The 19629-nt window shown below is 53.2% G+C and carries 15 protein-coding genes; 12 read left to right on the forward strand and 3 right to left on the reverse strand.

The features are described from left to right. Window positions 1-36: 36 nt before the first annotated feature. The 5 genes from tatC to IM700_RS01690 all read left to right on the forward strand — a co-directional run bounded on the left by tatC (window position 37) and on the right by IM700_RS01690 (window position 5038). On the forward strand, window positions 37-795 hold the full coding sequence (gene tatC, locus IM700_RS01670; protein ID WP_155606548.1) for a twin-arginine translocase subunit TatC: 759 nt from the start codon (window positions 37-39) through the stop codon (window positions 793-795). Between the two features lie 302 nt (window positions 796-1097). After that, a complete protein-coding gene (gene groES / locus IM700_RS01675) occupies window positions 1098-1379 on the forward strand; it encodes a co-chaperone GroES (protein ID WP_155606444.1) in 282 nt (93 codons plus the stop codon). A 60-nt stretch (window positions 1380-1439) separates the two neighbouring features. Next, window positions 1440-3059, forward strand: coding sequence for a chaperonin GroEL (gene groL, locus IM700_RS01680; protein ID WP_193415549.1), 1620 nt, complete (start codon window positions 1440-1442; stop codon window positions 3057-3059). Window positions 3060-3176: 117 nt separating this feature from the next. Further along, window positions 3177-3920, forward strand: a complete 744-nt coding sequence (locus IM700_RS01685) for a hypothetical protein (protein ID WP_193415548.1) — start codon at window positions 3177-3179, stop codon at window positions 3918-3920. A 146-nt stretch (window positions 3921-4066) separates the two neighbouring features. After that, window positions 4067-5038, forward strand: a complete 972-nt coding sequence (locus tag IM700_RS01690) for an ABC transporter permease (RefSeq protein ID WP_155606447.1) — start codon at window positions 4067-4069, stop codon at window positions 5036-5038. On the opposite strand, the gene IM700_RS01695 is transcribed toward IM700_RS01690, so the two are convergent. After that, window positions 5039-6661 carry a response regulator transcription factor gene (locus IM700_RS01695; RefSeq protein WP_193415547.1) on the reverse strand — a complete coding sequence of 541 codons (1623 nt, stop codon included), beginning with the start codon at window positions 6659-6661 and terminating at the stop codon, window positions 5039-5041. Window positions 6662-6713: 52 nt separating this feature from the next. Beyond that, complete coding sequence (locus IM700_RS01700) at window positions 6714-8489, reverse strand: histidine kinase (RefSeq protein ID WP_193415546.1); 1776 nt, start codon at window positions 8487-8489, stop codon at window positions 6714-6716. 277 nt (window positions 8490-8766) lie between these two features. Here IM700_RS01700 and IM700_RS01705 point away from each other — a divergent pair, with 277 nt between their 5' ends. From IM700_RS01705 to IM700_RS01730, 6 genes are all read left to right on the forward strand, one after another. After that, entirely contained in the window at window positions 8767-10110 is a 1344-nt protein-coding gene (locus tag IM700_RS01705) for an ABC transporter substrate-binding protein (protein ID WP_193415836.1), read from the forward strand. A 106-nt stretch (window positions 10111-10216) separates the two neighbouring features. Then, window positions 10217-11155 (forward strand): carbohydrate ABC transporter permease, encoded by a 939-nt coding sequence (locus tag IM700_RS01710; RefSeq protein WP_193415545.1) that lies wholly within the window; start codon window positions 10217-10219, stop codon window positions 11153-11155. A 12-nt stretch (window positions 11156-11167) separates the two neighbouring features. Then, on the forward strand, window positions 11168-12007 hold the full coding sequence (locus IM700_RS01715) for a carbohydrate ABC transporter permease (protein ID WP_155606450.1): 840 nt from the start codon (window positions 11168-11170) through the stop codon (window positions 12005-12007). Window positions 12008-12034: 27 nt separating this feature from the next. Beyond that, window positions 12035-13873 (forward strand): DUF2264 domain-containing protein, encoded by a 1839-nt coding sequence (locus tag IM700_RS01720; RefSeq protein ID WP_193415544.1) that lies wholly within the window; start codon window positions 12035-12037, stop codon window positions 13871-13873. Window positions 13874-13913: 40 nt separating this feature from the next. Then, window positions 13914-15737 (forward strand): heparinase II/III family protein, encoded by a 1824-nt coding sequence (locus tag IM700_RS01725; protein ID WP_193415543.1) that lies wholly within the window; start codon window positions 13914-13916, stop codon window positions 15735-15737. Between the two features lie 31 nt (window positions 15738-15768). After that, on the forward strand, window positions 15769-16911 hold the full coding sequence (locus tag IM700_RS01730) for a glycoside hydrolase family 88 protein (protein WP_193415542.1): 1143 nt from the start codon (window positions 15769-15771) through the stop codon (window positions 16909-16911). A gap of 100 nt (window positions 16912-17011) precedes the next feature. Here IM700_RS01730 and IM700_RS01735 read toward each other — a convergent pair whose 3' ends face one another. Next, window positions 17012-17944 carry an ArsR family transcriptional regulator gene (locus tag IM700_RS01735; protein WP_193415541.1) on the reverse strand — a complete coding sequence of 311 codons (933 nt, stop codon included), beginning with the start codon at window positions 17942-17944 and terminating at the stop codon, window positions 17012-17014. A 186-nt stretch (window positions 17945-18130) separates the two neighbouring features. Here IM700_RS01735 and IM700_RS01740 point away from each other — a divergent pair, with 186 nt between their 5' ends. Further along, the gene (locus IM700_RS01740; RefSeq protein WP_193415540.1) at window positions 18131-19627 is read left to right on the forward strand and encodes an alpha-N-arabinofuranosidase; all 1497 of its coding nucleotides are present in this window, start codon (window positions 18131-18133) and stop codon (window positions 19625-19627) included. Window positions 19628-19629: the final 2 nt, after the last annotated feature.

The following is a 19629-nucleotide window of genomic DNA, read 5'->3' on the forward strand; positions in this document are numbered from 1 at the left end:
TTTGAAGGGAAGCTTGATGGGGAAGGAGAACAGGAGATGTCGGAGAAAGACAATGCGCAAAGTCTCGTGGATCATTTGACGGAGTTGCGGCGGCGATTAGTGGTTGTTGGCGTCGTGTTCGTCGCGGTGCTGGTGGCGGCCTTTTTCGTGGTCGATCCGATTTACCACTATGTGACGAAGAACGCCATTTCCGGCGTGGCCATCGAACTCAACGCTTTTTCGTTCTGGGACGGCGTTGGCGTTTACATGAAAATCGCCATGCTGGTCGCACTCGGGATTACACTGCCGTTTACGCTTTATCAGGTTTGGGCGTTTGTGAGCCCCGGTCTGAAGGCCCAGGAACGTAAAGCGACCGCAAGGTATATTCCGTACGTGTTCGTCTTCTTCCTAGCGGGCTTGGCTTTCGGGTATTACGTGGTATTCCCGCTGGCCATGACGTTTACGGGCTCGTTGAACAAGCAGTTGGGACTTGTCGAGACCTACGGGATGGCCGACTATTTCAAGTTTCTGACCAATATCGTGCTGCCGATTTCGTTATTGTTCGAGCTGCCGCTGGTCATTTTGTTTCTGACGCAGCTGCGAATATTGAACCCGCTTCGGCTTAAGAAGATGCGCCGGGCAGCGTATTTCGCGCTGGTGGTCGTGTCGGTGATGATTACGCCGGCGGATTTCTTTTCTGCCTTCCTGGTGCTCGTCCCACTGGTCCTGCTTTATGAGCTCAGCGTGTTCCTGTCCAAGCGGGTATATGCAAAGCAGCAAGCGGCGGATGCGGAACGGGCGGAAAAGTATAAATGAGGGGGAACGCACCTTCGCGTAAGCGGGGTGCGTTTTTCTTTTGCCCGCTGGACCTGGGCTTGGTTGGGTGAAGGGGCCCTGTCCGTGACCAGCGGAATATTTATCCAAGTGCAAGGATAAAATGGGAAGGGCGTGGGTGAAGCCCTATGAAACAAAGAAAAAAATTTGTACAAAGGAACTTGAAATCTACTCGCAACTTGAGTAATATAAAAGTGGTTGTTAGCACTTGAGTAGATCGAGTGCTAATACATATGACAAACATCTACCCATAACACCACATATTTAAAGGAGGCTGTTTTTTCATGATCAAACCTTTAGGTGAACGCGTTCTCGTGCAACCGATCGAGCAAGAGGAGACAACGGCATTTGGTATCGTGCTTCCAGACACGGCCAAAGAGAAACCGCAGGAAGGTAAAGTCATCGCTGTTGGCAGCGGTACTTTGAAAGATGGCGTCCGCGTTCCATTGGAAGTAAAGGAAGGCGACCGCGTTCTTTTCTCCAAATATGCAGGCACCGAAGTGAAATACGAAGGCAAAGAATATTTGATTATGAAAGAAAGCGACATCCACGCGATCCTCGGCTAAACCGCCGAAGGGTATCGAACGAACAATCCTACACACATCTATATGGGAGGTAATTGAACAATGGCAAAAGACATTAAATTCAGTGAAGAAGCCCGCCACGCTATGCTTCGCGGGGTTGACGCTTTGGCAAACGCAGTTAAAGTAACACTCGGTCCGAAAGGCCGCAACGTCGTGCTGGAGAAGAAATTCGGCAGCCCGCTGATCACGAATGACGGTGTGACGATCGCGAAAGAAATCGAATTGGAGAACGCTTTTGAAAACATGGGCGCCCAGCTCGTTAAAGAAGTAGCAACGAAAACCAACGACGTAGCCGGTGACGGTACGACGACGGCAACGGTTCTGGCGCAAGCGCTGATCCGCGAAGGTTTGAAGAACGTGACTGCAGGTGCTAGCCCAATCGGCCTGCGCAAAGGGATCGACAAAGCGGTTCGCGCTGCAGTGGCTGAACTGAAAGACATCTCCAAAGCCATCGAAGGCAAGCAATCGATCGCTCAAGTTGCCGCGATCTCTGCTGCGGACGAAGAAGTCGGCGAATTGATCGCTGAAGCGATGGAGAAAGTCGGCAAGGACGGCGTTATCACTGTTGAAGAATCCCGTGGTTTTGCCACCGAGCTCGAAGTGGTTGAAGGGATGCAATTCGACCGCGGTTATGTATCTCCTTACATGATTACCGATACGGACAAAATGGAAGCCGTACTCGATAACCCATATATCCTGATCACCGACAAGAAGATCAGCAGCACGCAAGAAATCCTGCCGCTTCTGGAGAAGATCGTCCAACAATCCAGACCGCTGCTTATCATTGCTGAAGATATCGAGGGCGAAGCGCAAGCGATGCTGATCGTGAACAAACTGCGCGGCACGTTCAACGCGGTAGCAGTTAAGGCTCCTGGCTTCGGCGACCGTCGCGAAGCAATGCTTCAAGATATCGCGGCTCTGACCGGCGGCCAAGTGATCACCGAGAAGCTCGGCCTTGACCTGAAGAGCACAACGGTGGATCAACTGGGTAACGCACGTCAAGTGATCGTTACGAAAGAAAACACAACGATCGTGGACGGCAGCGGTGACAAAGGCGACATTACGGCTCGCGTGAACCAAATCCGTGCTCAACTGGAAGAAACCACTTCCGAGTTCGACAAAGAGAAACTGCAAGAACGTCTGGCTAAACTGGCTGGCGGCGTAGCGGTGATCAAAGTTGGTGCGGCAACCGAGACTGAATTGAAAGAACGCAAACTGCGCATCGAAGACGCGCTGAACGCAACGCGTGCAGCCGTTGAAGAAGGTATCGTATCCGGCGGTGGCGTTGCCCTCGTGAACGTATATGGCGCTGTAGCTGCGGTTGAAGCAACCGGCGACGAAAAAACCGGCGTTAACATCGTGCTTCGTGCCCTGGAAGAACCGGTACGCACGATCGCTGCAAACGCTGGCGAAGAAGGCTCCGTTATCGTGGATCGCCTGAAAAAAGAAAAAGTTGGCGTCGGCTACAATGCCGCTACCGGCGAATGGGTGAACATGATCGAAGCAGGGATCGTTGACCCAGCGAAAGTTACTCGTTCCGCATTGCAACATGCAGCATCCGTTGCTGGCTTGTTCCTGACCACCGAAGCGGTGATCGCCGACAAACCAGAACCGGAAAAACCAGCTATGCCTGACATGGGCGGCATGGGCGGCATGATGTAATTAGGGTTCAAAAACCTAGGGGGTCCCTGGGGAGAACGCCTTTTGAACAAATTTATGAAAATAGACCTCTCAGAATTCAAGCTGAGAGGTCTATTTTAAATTTAAGGAGAAATTACGATGACCATACACGATTATTATGAAAATCGGGTAGTCGCTTTTATTGATATTTTGGGTTTCCGAGAACATGTTAGACTAACGCTAACAGATACAACCCATGCAAAGAACATCCAACGAGTACTCGAGTTCATAACCGAACTCAAACATGATAATGATCAGGGGTTTCTAGCAGAAAAAGAGTTGGGTAAAGAAGTATCGGTTTTTTCAGATTCTATTGTGATCTCCTATCCGCTATCCTTAAAGTCAGCATGTTTTTATCTGTTACTGGACATCATTCATCTTCAATTAGAAATGATGGGGCTAGGAATATTAATGAGGGGTGGGGTTACAGCAGGGAAACTCTATCATAATGATCATATTGTTTATGGTCCTGCGATGATCGAAGCTTATGAGCTAGAAAGTAAGCGTGCCATTTATCCCCGTGTCTTAGTGAATCCAATTATTATTGAAGAGGGAATGAAAAATGCTCTTCATGATCCGGAAGATGAACTCGAGCAACTCCTTAGTCTGCTGGAGAAGGATGAGGATCATCAGTTGTTTATCGATTATATGTTTCAGTGGCAAGAGATAGATGAAGAATCTGCTTACTTTGATGCGTTAGACACAACAAAATCCTTAATCAAGGATCAACTACATTCGCTTCAGGATCCTGGGGTATTACTTAAGTACAACTGGCTCAAGCGTTATTACAATAAGACCTTAGATAAGCTGAAACCTCAGTACACTAAAGGACGCTATCTTTAAAAGAACTCTGCTGCAGCTCTCTATTTCCTTACATCCTATGAAACTTTATGAAAATTTAACAATTTAATTTTCAATTTCCAGCTTACGGTGTTCTCGATCTGTGATAGAATGAATAAAAATTTTATTCCATCAGGAGGAGGACGAAGATGTGGACCTATCTGATCCGTCGTGGGATTCATTCGTTGATTGTATTGTTTATCGTGATGAGCGTGTGCTTTTGTATCATGCGTTTGATGCCGGGGAACTTCTGGTCATTAAGCATAGGGATGACGGAAGAGCAGATCCAAATGGCAAACGAGCAGAAGCATCTGTTTGGACTGGATCTCCCAATTTATCAGCAATATATCCGGTGGATCAACGATCTCCTGCATGGGAACTTTGGTCTGGATTATTACCGCACACCGATTAATCACTACATTTGGAAATATGTATGGAACAGTTTCACCTTGTTAAGCACATCCTTGATCATTGCCCTACTGATCGCTATCCCATGGGGGATCTATAACAGCAAAAGGCAGGACGGACTCTCCGACAAGCTGGGTCTCATCCTGAGCCTGATCGGGTACTCCATTCCCGTATTTGTGCTGGGGCACTGGCTGCAGAACATCTTTGCCTTCCAATTGTTTTGGTTCCCGCCAAGCAGCATGCATACCCCGAACAAAACCGGGGAGTTGGGCGACCTCCTCTACCACATGGTTCTCCCGGTAACCACGATAACGATCGGCCTCATTGCATACTACTTAAAAATGATCCGTACCAGCATGATCGAGGTACTGCCTTCCGAATTTCTAAACTTGGCCCGCGCCAAAGGACTATCGGAACGAAGAGTCACCTATCGACATGCATTGAGAATGGCCTTGATCCCCATGATCACGATCCTCATGTTGGACCTGCCGGTTCTAATTTCCGGCGCAGCCGTGGTAGAGAATGTATTTAACTGGAACGGTCTTGGAAGCTTGGCGGTGAGCTCCGCGCAAAGCCGGAATTATCCCGTGTTGCTCATGAGCATCTTGATTATCTCCGCATTTGTGGTGGTCACCAACTTCCTGGCGGACTTGCTCTACACGATCGTGGATCCTCGCGTGAAAATTCACCGAAAAGGCATCCTGCGGCGTTGATCAGCCGGAAGGAATCGAGCTGTCTTTGCGCTGCATGAACTCCCGCGGCGAGATTCCCTCCACTTTTTTGAACACTTTGCTGAAATAGAAGGCACTTTCATAACCCAGCTTTTGCGAGATCTCATAAATTCGTCCCTCACCGCGAACCATCATTTCCTTGGCCGCCGCGATTTTGGTTTCCGTCACATATTCCACGAAATTGATTTTGGCGGTCTTGGAGAACAGATGGCTGAGGTAGTTTGGGCTAAAGTTGAACACATCGGCAACCTGGTTAAGGGACAGCTTGCTGCTCAGATTCCGTTTGACGTAATCCTGAACGTTCCGGACGATTTGCTCCTTGTAGCTCTGTTTACGCGAAGACAGAATATCACAGCACCCGTCCCGAAATTGGACAAGCCAATCGATTACGCCTTGGGTCGTTTGCTTCTTATAAATCGCGCGGTAGCCCTCCGGCTCGTTCTCGTAAATTTGCTCGACCACGTTTTCACCATCCGCCAGCAATGAGGTCGCCATATACAAGATGTTGCAGGCCGCATCGGTGGCTGGAACCAGCAGCTCGGATCTGCCTTCATATCGATCGATGAGATTCGTGATCATCGCGTATAAGGCGCCGATATCGAGCTCCTCAAAAGCACGGCGAATCTCCGAGCGGGAGGCCGCATCGTCTTCACCCGAAGGAGCAAGCTCGGCTGCGCTGCTCTGGGCAAAGAAGACGAAGGATTGCCGTTCGAGCGCCATCGGCAACGCCCGGCGGGCAGCCAGGTAGCTCTCGTGCAGCAGATAAGGGTCATCCACGGCGTAACCGGCGGCGCCGATGATATTCACGTTGAAATAGGCATGGAGTACCGCGGCCATATCGTGAAGTTGGCCTTCGACCTCCGGCATCCAGTGCTGCGGGTCTTTATCGGAAATGGGCAGCACAATCGCGAAGTTCCTCAGATCCAGGCTAGTGACGAAGCAAGGCCGTGCCGAGGCGAGCGTGTCCTTGGCCATCTGCACCGTGCTGGAGCATAAGGCGACCAGCTTATCCCCGCGCGGAGGGACACTTTCCGGCCCCTGAATCCGACAGGTGCAGACCAGATAGGCGGGAGCCGATAAATCCAGCTCGAGATCATCCCTTTGCAGGAGAAACTGGTTTTTGTTCTCGAACAGCTGGTTAAACAGCCGGATAAAGAATTTGTCGCGAAGTGCATGCAAATTGCTGCGATAGAGCATATTGGGGTAGCTCTCCACGGTCTTGTAATCTTCCAGTAGGGTCACGGCCTTCCGTACGGATTCGGCCAGCGTCTGCGGCGTCAGCTCCAGCTTGACCAGGTAATCCGCCGCCTGCAAGTGAATCGCGCTGCGCGCATATTCGAATTCTTCGTAGCTCGTTAGAAAGATAAACAACGGGATCCGACCATATTTATGGCGAACGGATTCGGCGACCTGTAAACCGGTTTTGACCGGCATTTTAATGTCGGTGATGACAAGGTCGGGACGCAAAGACTCGATCATCTCCTCGGCTTGAGCCCCGTTATGGGCGATGCCGACAACTTCAATCTGATACTCCTCCCATTTAAGCATGGACTGCAGGCCGATGCAGACCAGTGCCTCGTCATCGGCGATCAGTAGTTTAATCATCCCATCACTTCCTTGCGTGGTTTACGTTCGCGATAGACTGAAACACGGATGTTCACAACTTCCGGTAAGGCAATAACAGGTTCATGCTTGTATATTGGCCCAGCTCGCTTTCGATGGATAGGCCGTAACGCTCCCCAAAGGTCAAGCGCAGACGATCATGTACGCTGCGCAGTCCGACATTTTCAAACAGGCCTTTCGATCCGGGTTCCTGCTGGGACAAGATGGAGGTGATCTGCGCCTCATTCATCCCGACCCCGTTATCCTCAATTGTGATCCGAATGTCGTTTACACCGCTTTTGGCTACAGTAACGGCAATTTCTCCTCGCCCCTTAGGCTCAATCCCGTGGAAAATCGCATTTTCCACCAGCGGCTGCAGGGTAAAGCGGGGAATCAGACCGGACAATAACTCCTCGTCTTCCAGCTTCTGTTCCATCGTAATCGTGTTGCCGTAGCGATATTTCTGGATGAGGAAATAATCGTCCATTAAGCTGAGCTCTTCCCGCAGGGGAACCAGCTTGCGGTGATCCTTGGCGATACTGCGAAGCAGCCTGGACAAGGAGGTGGTCATTTCAGCGATCCCCGTGGCATTCTGGAGCGTGGCCATCCATTTAATCGAGTTCAGCGTGTTATAGAGGAAATGAGGACTGATCTGGCTTTGCAGCATCCGGTATTCCAGCTCCTGCTTCTGCTTCTCATCCGCCACGCGGGAATCCATCAGGGTCAGGATATCATGGGACAATCGGTTGATGCCTCGTCCCACATCGCCCAGCTCGCTGTTCCATTCGATATTCCGGTCGATGAGGAAATTGCCTTGGGCGATCTTATCGATCCGCTTTCGCAATTTCTCTACTGGCAGGCTGATCGTCCGGGTGAGGTAAAGGGTAATAAAGCCGCTTAACGCAATGACCAGCAGAGATACGCCGATCATCAATAGCAGCCAAGCGTTCAACTGCGGAGCGAATTGCTTCTCGTCCAGCGTCTGCGATAGGAGGACCCCTTCCTTCACCGGATAAGACACGGAAATGCGGCGCTTCCCGTCCTGCTCCATCCACGCCAGCTGGGTGAGAGCTCCGGTGGCTTCATTTTTCTCATAAGGAAGAAGGGTGTAAGGACTGGAGAGAGGCTGAACGGTGTCCCCTTCGATCCGATATTTCTGGCTGCCTAGTGTGACCAGCAATTCCGAGCCCTCCGGCAGGCCATATCCCTTCAGCTTATCGGTAATGACCGAGGTGTTGGCCAGAAGGTATACGGTTCCGATGCGTGCGGCCCGATCTCCGTAAATCGGTAATACGATCGGAATGCCGCTTGAACGGGAGAACGGATCCTGAACGACTCGTTCCCACGCTTCCTTCGCGTCAGAGGAAAGCCCGGGCAGTTGGTTGATATTATGGATACTCAGTGGAACTGAAGCGCTTCCAGAATTGTCGACTTGAATAAATTTTGCTTGGGTGTCAGTGATAATCAGACGACGCACATAGCTGTTGGACCGGTTGACCCGGAAGTCCTCCTGCATGGAGGCGAAGACGTTCAGCCCGTCCTTGGGGCTGGCGTTCGGCGAGACAAAATAGTCCTGAATCAGGTTATTGGTAGGGGAGTTCGTACTGCTGGCCAAGGCCAAGGCAGATAAATTGTTGAGATCCTGGTCGATGATGTGAGAAACGAGCTGCAGATTGAATTCCGTCGCCTGGATCGTCGTTTTGCGTTGGAAATACGAGATCAACTCATAGCTGAAAAAGGAGAGCATCCCCGCGATCAGCAAGGCAAACAAGGTCATGATCAAGATGATGCGGCTTTTGATGGTGGCTTTTCTTGCGCTCGTGTCGATCACCTCGTCCGAAGTAAGATTCCTGCCGGGATAAACCGATATAAATTACAATAACATGACTTGGCTGCACAGACAGCGGCATGGATCATAAACAACCATTTTTACATCTTTTGAGTATGATTTTACAGCTTTCCGCCCGTTTATTGAAGAAGCGAATAGAAAAGTGTAGGAAAAGAACGTAAAAATGTATGCCCTTTCATTTGAGATTTCGTTACCATGAACCTAAGGATTTGGCGATGCCGATCCGGAAGTTCAATACAGGAGGAAAAGGGGTTTGAACATGAGACGAAAGAAAGTATTCGGCTTTACCTTGGCAGCAGTTCTCCTCGTAGGTCTGCTCGCAGGATGTTCCGGAAATAACGGAAACTCGGGCAAAACGCCTGCAGCAGAGCCTCAAACGAACAATTCTGCAAGCGTTTCCAATGAGAAAAGCGACGAACCCGTCACGCTGAAATGGGCATTATGGGACTGGGAGGCAACGGCTTATTATCAGCCATTGATCGACGCTTATAAGAAAGATCATCCGAACGTAACGATCGAATATGTCGACCTGGGCTCCACCGACTATATGACGATGCTCAGCACGCAGCTCTCCGGCGGCGCGGACCTGGATATTTTGACCATCAAGGATATTCCGGGCTATGCCAACCTGGTGAAGCAGAACCATCTGGAACCGTTGAAGAGTTACATTGACTCCAATGGCATCGATACATCCCTATACGGCGGAACCGTGGAGCAAATTCAAGTGAACGGTGACGTGTACGCGCTGCCTTTCCGCAGTGACTTCTGGATTGTCTACTATAACAAGGATTTGTTTGATAAAGCCGGCGTTCCTTATCCTACAAACGATATGACGCTGGATCAATATGATGAGTTGGCCAGAAAAATGACGTCCGGCAGCGGCTCGGAGAAAGTATACGGCGCTCACTACCACACCTGGCGCAGCGCGGTACAACTGTTTGGCATCCTGGATGGGAAGAACACCATCGTTGACGGGAAATACGCGTTCTTGAAACCGGTTTACGAACGGATCTTGAAAGAGCAAGACGACGGGATTGTGATGGATTACGCAACGCTGAAGACCTCCAGCACGCACTATTCCGGCGTATTCTACAATAACTCCGTCGCCATGATGAACATGGGCAGTTGGTTTATCGCCACGCAAATCGACAAAGTGAAAAGCGGCGAGTCCCAGGCTACGAATTGGGGGATCGTGAAATACCCGCATCCGGACGGCGTGAAAGCCGGTACGACGCTGGGAACGATTACCTCGCTGGCGGTGAACCAAAAGTCCGCCAACAAAGAAGCCGCTCTGGACTTCCTGAAATTTGTCACCGGAGAAGAAGGCGCATCCGTGATCGCATCCACGGGGACGATTCCGGCGATCAAAAACGATGAGGTTGTTAACTCCATCGCTTCCATTGATGGCTTCCCATCGGACGAGAACAGCAAAGCGGCTCTGACGACAGATAGAACCTACCTGGAAATGCCGCTACATGAGAAGAGCGCAGACATCGAAGTCATCCTGAACGAAGCGCACGATAACATTATGACGAAGAATGCCACCATTGACGAAGGTATAGCGGATATGGAGAAACGGGTACAAGAGGCGCTAGGCAACTAATTCGATCAACTCGTATGAAGTTTCAGTGCTGCCGGGGGCGGGCTTGAGAGCCCGCCTCTTTTTTCCGAATTCTCTAGCACAAGCAAGCAGGTTTGGAGGAGAAATCATGCAGAATGAACCCGTGTTAGGTAACGAAATGGTAAAAAGAAACGCGATGTCCAAAAACGTGAAGGATCATTTGGTGGCGTACAGCTTCATTGCCCCCAATTTTATCGGCTTTGCCGTATTTACGCTGGTACCGATGATTTATGCATTTGTTCTCGCTTTCGTAAAATGGGATGGCGCCAATCCGATGGAGTTCGTGGGGCTGCACAATTTCGCCCGGCTTCTTCAGGACAGCACCTTCCACAAAGCGTTTTGGAATACGATTATTTATACCGCCGGCGTCGTGCCGGTCACGATGGTATGCGCGCTCGGACTAGCGATCCTGCTGAATCAGAAGCTGCGCGGACGCAACTTTATGCGGACCGTGTTCTTCTTCCCCTACGTCGCCTCGCTGGTGGCGGTAGCGGCTGTATGGAATTTCGTGTTCAGTCCGACGATGGGACCGGTCAACAATATCCTGCACGCGATCACCGGGGTTCCGATCGAGGATTTACCCCGCTGGGCCGCGGATAAGGATTGGGCCATGTTTACGGTAGTTCTTTTTACAGTGTGGAAAAATATGGGGTATTACATGGTGATTTATTTGGCGGGGCTGCAGGGAGTAAATCCCGAGCTTTACGAAGCCGCCGAGCTGGACGGAGCCGGTCCATGGAAGAGATTCCGCAACGTGACGATCCCGCAGCTGGCGCCAACAACGTTCTTCGTACTGATGATTCTGGTCATCAACTCGTTTAAGGTATACGACATCTTTATCAACCTGTTCGCCGGTGCCGACAATCAGTTGAACAACTCGACCCGGGTACTTGTCTATCAAATCTACAACACCGCGTTCCGCTCTCTGGATTACGGGTACGCCAGCGCCATGGCGATTGTGCTGTTCCTGCTTGTTTTGGGCATTACCTTGATCCAGTTCCAGGGCGAGAAGAAGTACGGACAATAGGAGGATGCAAAAATGACAAGAGCCAACAAACAAGCCAAAACCGTCGCTAAAATTTTTGCGTACCTGATCCTCGCGGTGGTCATTCTGTGTATGCTCGTTCCTTACGCGTGGATGCTGTCGTCCTCGCTTAAACTGAACAAGGACGTCTTTTCGTTTCCGATGCATTGGATCCCGGACGCTCCCCGCTGGCTCAATTATGCGGAGATTTGGACGCGGATTCCGCTCGGCCGATTTATATACAACACGGCGAAGTTGTCCGTTATTGTCACGGTACTTCAGCTGCTGACTTCCAGTTTTGCCGCATATGCTTTCTCGAAGCTGCGGTTCAAGGGGAGAAACCTGCTGTTTCTCGGTTATATCGCAACGATCGCCATTCCGTGGCAGGCTTATATGGTTCCGCAGTTTATCATGATGCGTTCTATGGGGCTGAACAACACCCATCTCGCGATCATTTTTCTGCAAGCCTTCTCGGCGTTTGGCGTCTTCTTGATGCGTCAGTTCTACCAGAGTATTCCCGATGAGCTGTGCGAAGCGGCACGGATTGATGGACTCAGCGAATATGGAATCTGGGGAAAAATCATGCTCCCGCTCTCCAAACCGGCGTTGTCGACACTTACGATTTTCACGTTCGTGAATACCTGGAACGACTTTCTCGGTCCGATGATTTACTTGACCAAAACGGAGTTAAAGACGATCCAAATCGGCCTGCGGATGTTCATCACGCAATATTCCGCCGAATACGGCTTGATCATGGCGGCCAGCGTCGTATCGATCATCCCGGTGCTGATTGTGTTCTTGGCGCTGCAGAAGTACTTCGTGCAGGGCGTAGCCTCATCCGGCATCAAGGGGTAATCATCACGGGTAGAAGGAGTTGACGAAATGAACGTGACTTTCGACCATCCGCTCCAAACGCGAAGCGATATGGTAAAAGCTTTGGAGCAATTGGTAAGCCCCCTCCGGCCGTTCTACAGCCAAGGCGGCGCTCGGTTGGCGCTTGGCCGAACCGGCGTGTCCTACCCGGCAAAGGTGGCGGAGATGGAAGGGTTCTCCCGTGTACTGTGGGGCTTGGTTCCTCTGCTGGCTGGCGGAGGTTCCAGTGAGCTTTGGGAGATCGTCCTGGACGGCATTCGCTCAGGTACAAATCCGGAGCATGAAGAATATTGGGGCGAAGTCGGCGATTATGATCAGCGGCTGGTGGAGATGGCGGTCTTTGGGTACGCGCTGGCGCTGATCCCGGAGCATATCTGGGAACCGCTACGCCCGGCGGAACGTGACCGGCTGCACCGCTGGTTGAATCAAATGAATCAGCATCCTTGTTACGACTGCAATTGGCTGTTCTTTAACGTCCTGGTGAATATAGGATTCCGCAAGGCCGGCTTGCTCTACGACGCGGTGCAGCTGGAGCGGAATTTGGACCGACTGGATGCATTTTATCTGGAGGACGGTTGGTACAGCGACGGGATCGGGGGACACAGCGACTATTACGTCCCCTTTGCGTTCCACTATTATGGGCTGCTCTATGCACGCTTGATGGAAGAGGAAGATCCTCTACGATCTCAATTGTTCAAGGAACGCGCCGCAGCGTTCGCATGCGATTTTCTGGCTTGGTTCGCTCCGGATGGCGCTGCGTTGCCGTACGGGCGAAGCCTCGCATATCGTTTCGCTCAATCCGCCTTCTGGAGCGCGCTTGCCTACGCTGGCGTGGAGGGGTTCCCGGCCGGCGTGCTGAAGGGGCTTGTATTGCGCAACTTACGCTGGTGGTTAAATCAACCGATTCGGAGCTCTGACGGGCTCCTTACAGTAGGTTACGCCTATCCGAACCTGGTGATGTCGGAGAACTACAATTCGCCTGGCTCGCCGTATTGGGCGCTTAAGGCGTTCCTGCCGCTGGCGTTGCCGGAGGATCATCCGTTCTGGACGGCGGAAGAGCTGCCGCTGCCGGAGCTTCCGGCGTTGTCGGTGCAGCGTCCGGCGCATCTTGTGCTGGCCCGCGATAACCAGTCCGGTCACGTTGCGGCCTTCAACAGCGGCCATCGCGGTACGAACGAGCATACCCATACTTCGGCCAAATACGAGAAGTTCGTCTATTCGACCGGGTTTGGGTTTAGCGTTCCGCGTGCGGAATGGGGCCTGGCTCAAGGTGCGTTCGACTCCATGCTTGCGCTTAGCGAACGCGGGGAGAATCTGTATCGGGTCAGACGCCGTAACCTGGATATGTCGATTCAGGATAACGTGCTGTACGCATTATGGAAGCCTTGGTCCGACGTGGAGGTGCGCACCTGGATCATGGCAGGACTCCCCTGGCATGTACGGATTCACCGGATTGTGAACGGGCGTCCGCTCGACGCTGCGGAAGGCGGATTCGCGTTAGGGGTGGAAACGGAGCTGACGGAGTGGACGGAAGCAGACCGGACGGCGGTGGGGGCGGCAAGTCCTTATGGAGCAAGCGGCGTGCAGAGCCTGCTTGGCTACGAGACGGCTGAACTCATTCGCCCGAACGCCAACACGAATATCCTGCATCCACGCACCGTTCTTCCGACGCTCCACGCTTCCTTGAAGCCGGGAGTTCATGTGCTTGCGTCGGCCATTTACGGGGATCCGACACCGGGCGTTTCCTGGCAGCCGATATCGCCTGAATCGTTGAACCTCGTGATTCGGGAGCGGGATATCGTCTTGAAGAACTGCCAAGGGAATGAGGTGCGGATCGAGCTGGGGTAATCCGCGCCGTCTTCAAACTGTGGCGGAAGGAGGAGAGTCGATGGCAGAACACGAAGAATGGGAGAAGCTGACTGAGGGTCTGCCCCCCTTAAGGGCAGACGATTATTATCCGGAGGGTGAAGGCGGGACTGCATTCTGGAAGTCGCTGCGCGTGGATCCGGACGCCCAGACCGAGGTCAATGTGATCCGGACCGAGGGGGAGAGGCTGTTATGCAGCCCGTCGGAAGAGCTGACTTATTCGCTGTTTTCCTTGTTTGCCGTGCAGGGGTCACGGCTGGAGTATGAGCGGGTTTATTTCGAGAAGAGGCGGCGTCTGAACACCTTTGCCTTTCTGTCACTGCTCGAACCGGAGTCGGAGACGTACGAGGCCGCGCTGTGGGATGCGATCTGGGCGATCAGCAGCGAGTTCACCTGGTGTCTTCCCGCGCATGTGGATGCAAACCGCCCGGTCTCGGAGACGATTGACCTGTTCTCGGCGGAGACCGGGTTTGCGCTGGCTGAGTTGTCCCTGCTGCTGGGCGGCAGGTTGCCGGAACTGCTGCGCGTGCGGATTGCCGAACTGGTGGATGAGCGGTTGTTTCGCCCTTATCTCGAGAAGGGGCCTTTCCATTGGGAGGAGCTGACGAACAACTGGTCGGCCGTTTGCGCCGGTTCGATAGGTTCGGCAGCGCTACTGTTGATGGAAGAGAAGCGGGATCACGCCCGTCTGGCCCGAATTCTGGAGAAGACCGAGCGCAGTATGTCCTTCTATTTGCAGGGCTTCGGTGAGGACGGGGCTTGTCCGGAAGGGCTGGGATACTGGAATTATGGTTTTGGTTATTTTGCTTATTACGCGGATTTGCTGCTGAAGCGAACCGGGGGCCAGCGGGACTGGTTCCGCGAGGATAAGGTTCGGCGAATTGCCGGTTTCCAGCAAAAAAGCTTTATGGGCGGCCGCCTGGTCGCCAATTTCTCCGACACGCAGCCGTACGGCAGCGTCCATCCCGGGCTGTCGCATTACCTCGCGGCGCGGTATGCGGAGGTGGAAGCCCCGCCCGCCTCGCTTCATGCGGATTACCGCGAGGATCATTGCAGCCGGTGGGCTCCGGCGCTGCGCAACCTGATCTGGCGGGACCGCGCCGTAGAAGGGGCAGCGGAGTGGAAGGACGGCGACTTTGTGTTCGAGGATGCCGGCTGGCTGATCTCGCGGTTTACTGCCGCGGGAGGGACGTTTGGTTTTGCCGCGAAGGGCGGGCATAACGGCGAATCGCATAACCATAACGATCTGGGCCATTTCATGCTGGCGGGCAGGGGCGCGTTTTTCTTGTCCGATCTCGGGTGCGGGGAATATACGCGGGATTATTTTGGCGAGGCTAGGTATGAGTATGATTGTAACGGCTCGCAAGGGCATTCCGTCCCGATCATCGACGGGCGTTATCAGCAAGAGGGAACAGAGAGATCCGCTACAGTGGTTCGATGCGAGACTTCAGAGGAAGTATGCCGTTTGGAGTTGGAATTGTCCGGGGCTTACGAGGACGGAAATCTGCGGTCGTTCGAGAGAAGGTGGGTTTGGAATAAAACAGACCTGCCCAGCCTGTCGCTTCGGGATGAATTCCGGTTTGCGGAAGCACCGGAGCGTCTGACGGAACGGTTCGTGTCCCCGGTTCGGCCGGAGGTCACCGAGGCGGGAGTGCTGCGCTTCGCCCGCGCTGAGCTGATGCTGGAGCTGCATTATGATCCGAAGCGGCTGGAGGCCGAGGTTGAGGAACGGACGTACCGCGATCATTACGGGAAGGATATGGTCTGGTACGCACTGGATTTTCGGGTGCGGCGCACGGAAGCGGATCTTGGTATCGATTTTCTTTTTAATTTTGTCACGTTGTAGGAAGTGGGAATGGAGGAGGAACTGAAGTCTTATGGGGAACGGGAGAGCATGGGTAGAAGAAGCTTGGTCGAAGACGTTGGACAAAACGCTGCGGAATACGGCAAGAATCGGTTCCGGGTTTCCACACGCAAGTCAGGGCGGGGTTTATGATTTGGCCGAGCCGGCTTGGTGGACCGCGGGATTTTGGCCGGGACTGCTGTGGGTCTTGTATGAGGGAAGCGGAAGAGAGGAATTGAAGGCGTTGGCGCAAGAATGCGAGGCCAAGCTGGATGCGGTGCTGGACGGTTATGTAAGGCTGGACCACGATCTGGGGTTTATGTGGACGCTGACCAGCATCGCTTCTTATAAGCTGACGGGGAGCGACGTTTCGCGGATTCGGGCGCTGAAGGCCGCAAACTATTTGGCGGCGCGCTTTAATCTGAAGGGGCGTTACATTCGGGCCTGGAACCCGTGGAAGGAAGGCGAGCGGAATGAAGGGTGGGCAATCATCGACTGCTGCATGAACATGCCGCTGTTATTCTGGGCGTCCCGAGAAAGCGGTGACCCCCGCTTCGCCCATGTGGCCGAAGCGCATTTGGATACGGTGCTTGAGCAGTTTATCCGCGAAGACGGTTCGGTTTATCACATCGTGGTCTTTGATCCGGCCACAGGCGAGGTGGTGGGGCCGCAAGGCGGGCAAGGATATGCGCCGGAGTCGGCGTGGTCGCGCGGTGCCGCTTGGGCGATTTACGGCTTGACGCTGGGCTTCCACCATACGGGGAAGCCGGAATACCTGTCCGCCGCGCAACGGGCGGCTGACTTCTTCCTTAGCCAGTTGCCGGACGATCAGGTGCCGGCCTGGGATTTTCGCGCGCCGTTAGAGATACGCGATCTGCGGGACTCGTCCGCCGGTTCCTGCGCGGCCAGCGGTCTGTTGCTGCTGGCAGAGAAGCTTGGCAGGGAAGGTGCAAATGCGGCTGCAGCGAAGTACCGCGAGGGGGGCGAACGCATCCTCAAATCGCTGTACGACAACTACGGCGCCTGGGACGACCCGTCGGAGGAAGGCCTGATCCTGCACGGTACGAGCAATTACCCGCAGGGAACGAACATCGACGTCCCGCTGATTTACGGCGATTACTTCTTTGCGGAAGGCCTCGCCCGGCTGAAGGACGGCGGGGCGTCGTATTGGGAATAGTGGGGGGGGCAGCGGTAGCTCCCGTGATCGATTCCCAATGAAAAGGGGCAGCTCCATTAGCCATACGTTATGGCTTTGGGGCAGCCCCGTTTTGTTGTTTTTACTGCGCGTAATTCCCTTTATCTTGCCTCTCCACGTAAAACACTTCCGCGCTCGGATGCTCGCCGTAATTGCCGAATCCTTTACCGAACAGAGTCAAACCGCCGGGGTAGCGGGCGTCCGGCTCAACGGACAAGCGGAATGTCCATTGCTTCTGCCTGATGTCGATGTCACGAAAAGTGATGTCTGACATTTTCAAGCCGTCCATATACGTCCCGTCGCCCGTAATGCGCAGCCGTTTTAACAGTCCATATTGATTTGCCTGCCTTGGCCACCAATCGGGAGTATATTTGCCGAGTTGATCCCCATAGTCGCCGGGACTCGTCCAGGTGCCGAGCTGCATCCCGTTCAGGGTGAACGTAATATCGGAAGGATAATCATCCCTGGTTCCCGGGGCTTCGGATGCGAGCTCCATCGTGAAGACTAACTCCTCCGGTTCTTGACTGGATAGCAGATAATTAGGTGTCTTGTATTCGATAAATCCTGTGCCAAACCAAAGGATGGCTGCATCGATCCGTTCTGGATCCCAAAAATACCGGGGATCATCAAAGCTGCCGATGATCTTGGCGGTCGTCGCAATGCCGCAGGTTGGCTCGATGTGAAAGTCGGAGTAATGTCCCACCGGGATTTCGACCCGGTAGCTCTTGCGCTCGGCGGTTGCCTGTACCGGAAAGTGAATATCCGCGCTAGTGACGGCAAGCGAACAAATCTTCTGCAGACCGCTCTTGCCGGGCGCCATTTGCGTGACGACCAGTCCGCATTCGGACAGCTTGCGCACATGCATGGTCATGATCGCGCTGGATAACCCGACCGCTGCGGCCAATTCCTTAATGTTCATTGGGCGGTTGGCCAACAGCCGCAGAATGCGCAGACGAACCGGGCTCGCAAGCGCCTCATAGACCGGAAGTGATTTTTCAGTTAAATCGAGTTTCACGGTTTCCCCACCTTAACCGAAGTTTAATTAACCATTATATTAACGAAAAGTCATTTGTTTAGCAAGCATGGACAGGGTTCTATTCTTGCTCGAAAATCGTTTGACGAACCGGCGGAGGGCCGCCTATAATATTAGTGATATGGTTATTTAATTAATAAATATATTAACTAAGGAGTGAAGCAACGGATGTCACTACGAGGTGTGCTGAACGCCGATTCCGGCAAAGGAACGATTAACCGCAATATTTATGGACATTTCTCCGAGCATTTGGGTCGTTGTATTTATGAGGGCATATGGGTGGGTGAGGATTCGCCGATCCCGAATACGAATGGAATCCGTAACGATGTTGTGGAAGCGCTTAAGCAGATTCGGATTCCCGTACTCCGTTGGCCTGGGGGTTGCTTTGCTGACGAATATCACTGGAAAGACGGCATCGGACCAAAGGAAACACGCAAACGGATGGTTAACACCCATTGGGGCGGCGTGGTGGAGAATAACCATTTCGGGACCCATGAGTTCATGGAGCTGTGCCGACAGCTGGGTTGTGAGCCTTATATTAACGGTAATCTCGGCAGCGGGACGGTCCAGGAGATGTCCGAGTGGGTTGAATATTTGACCTTTGGCGGTGTGTCGCCGATGGCGGAGCTTCGGACACAAAACGGGCGCAGGGAGCCTTGGAAGGTCACTTACTTCGGCGTCGGCAACGAGAATTGGGGCTGCGGCGGTAACATGCGTCCGGAATATTATGCCGATGAGTACCGCCGGTACCAGACCTACGTACGCAATTATGACGACAACCGAATTCACCGGATCGCCTGCGGTCCGAACTCCGACGATTACAACTGGATGGACGTCCTGATGCGGGAAGCTGGACGGTTCATGGATTCCATCACATTGCATTACTATACGCTGCCAACCGATAACTGGCAGGATAAAGGGCCGGCAACCGGGTTCGACGAGCAAGCCTGGTTTACCACGCTGCAAAAAGCGCTTCGGATGGACGACTTGATTACCCGCCACCGTACGATCATGGATAAATACGATCCGGAAGGTCGGGTAGGGCTGATCGTAGATGAATGGGGGACCTGGTACAACGTGGAGCCGGGAACCAACCCAGGATTCCTGTATCAGCAAAATACGATGCGCGACGCGCTCGTCGCCGGGCTTACGCTGAACATCTTCCACAAGCATAACCAGCGCGTACGCATGGCAAATATCGCCCAGACCGTCAACGTGCTCCAAGCCGTGATCCTGACGGAAGGCGAGAAGATGCTCCTGACGCCAACGTATCATGTATTTGATATGTATAAGGTTCATCAGGATGCCGAGATGCTGGATCTGTCGCTGGATACAGGCAGCTACAAGCTGGACGGCGGGGAAATCCCGGCGGTGACCGCCACGGCATCGCGCGATACGCAAGGGAAGATCCATCTCAGCTTCTGTAATCTGCAGCATCAGGCGGAAGCGCAGGTGACGATCGACGTTCGGGGGTTGGACAGCGGCAGCTTGACGGCGACGGGTTCGACGTTGACCGGCCATTCGATCGACGCCCATAATACGTTCGACCAACCGGACGCGGTGAAGCCGCAGCCATTCGAGTCGTTTCAGCTGGATGGCGGCAAGCTGACGGTTAACCTGCCGTCGATGTCGGTGACGACACTCGAATTGGTGACAAGGGGTTAACC

The sequence above is a fragment of the Paenibacillus rhizolycopersici genome (assembly GCF_014947195.2).
Classification (GTDB): Bacteria; Bacillota; Bacilli; order Paenibacillales; family Paenibacillaceae; genus Fontibacillus; species Fontibacillus rhizolycopersici.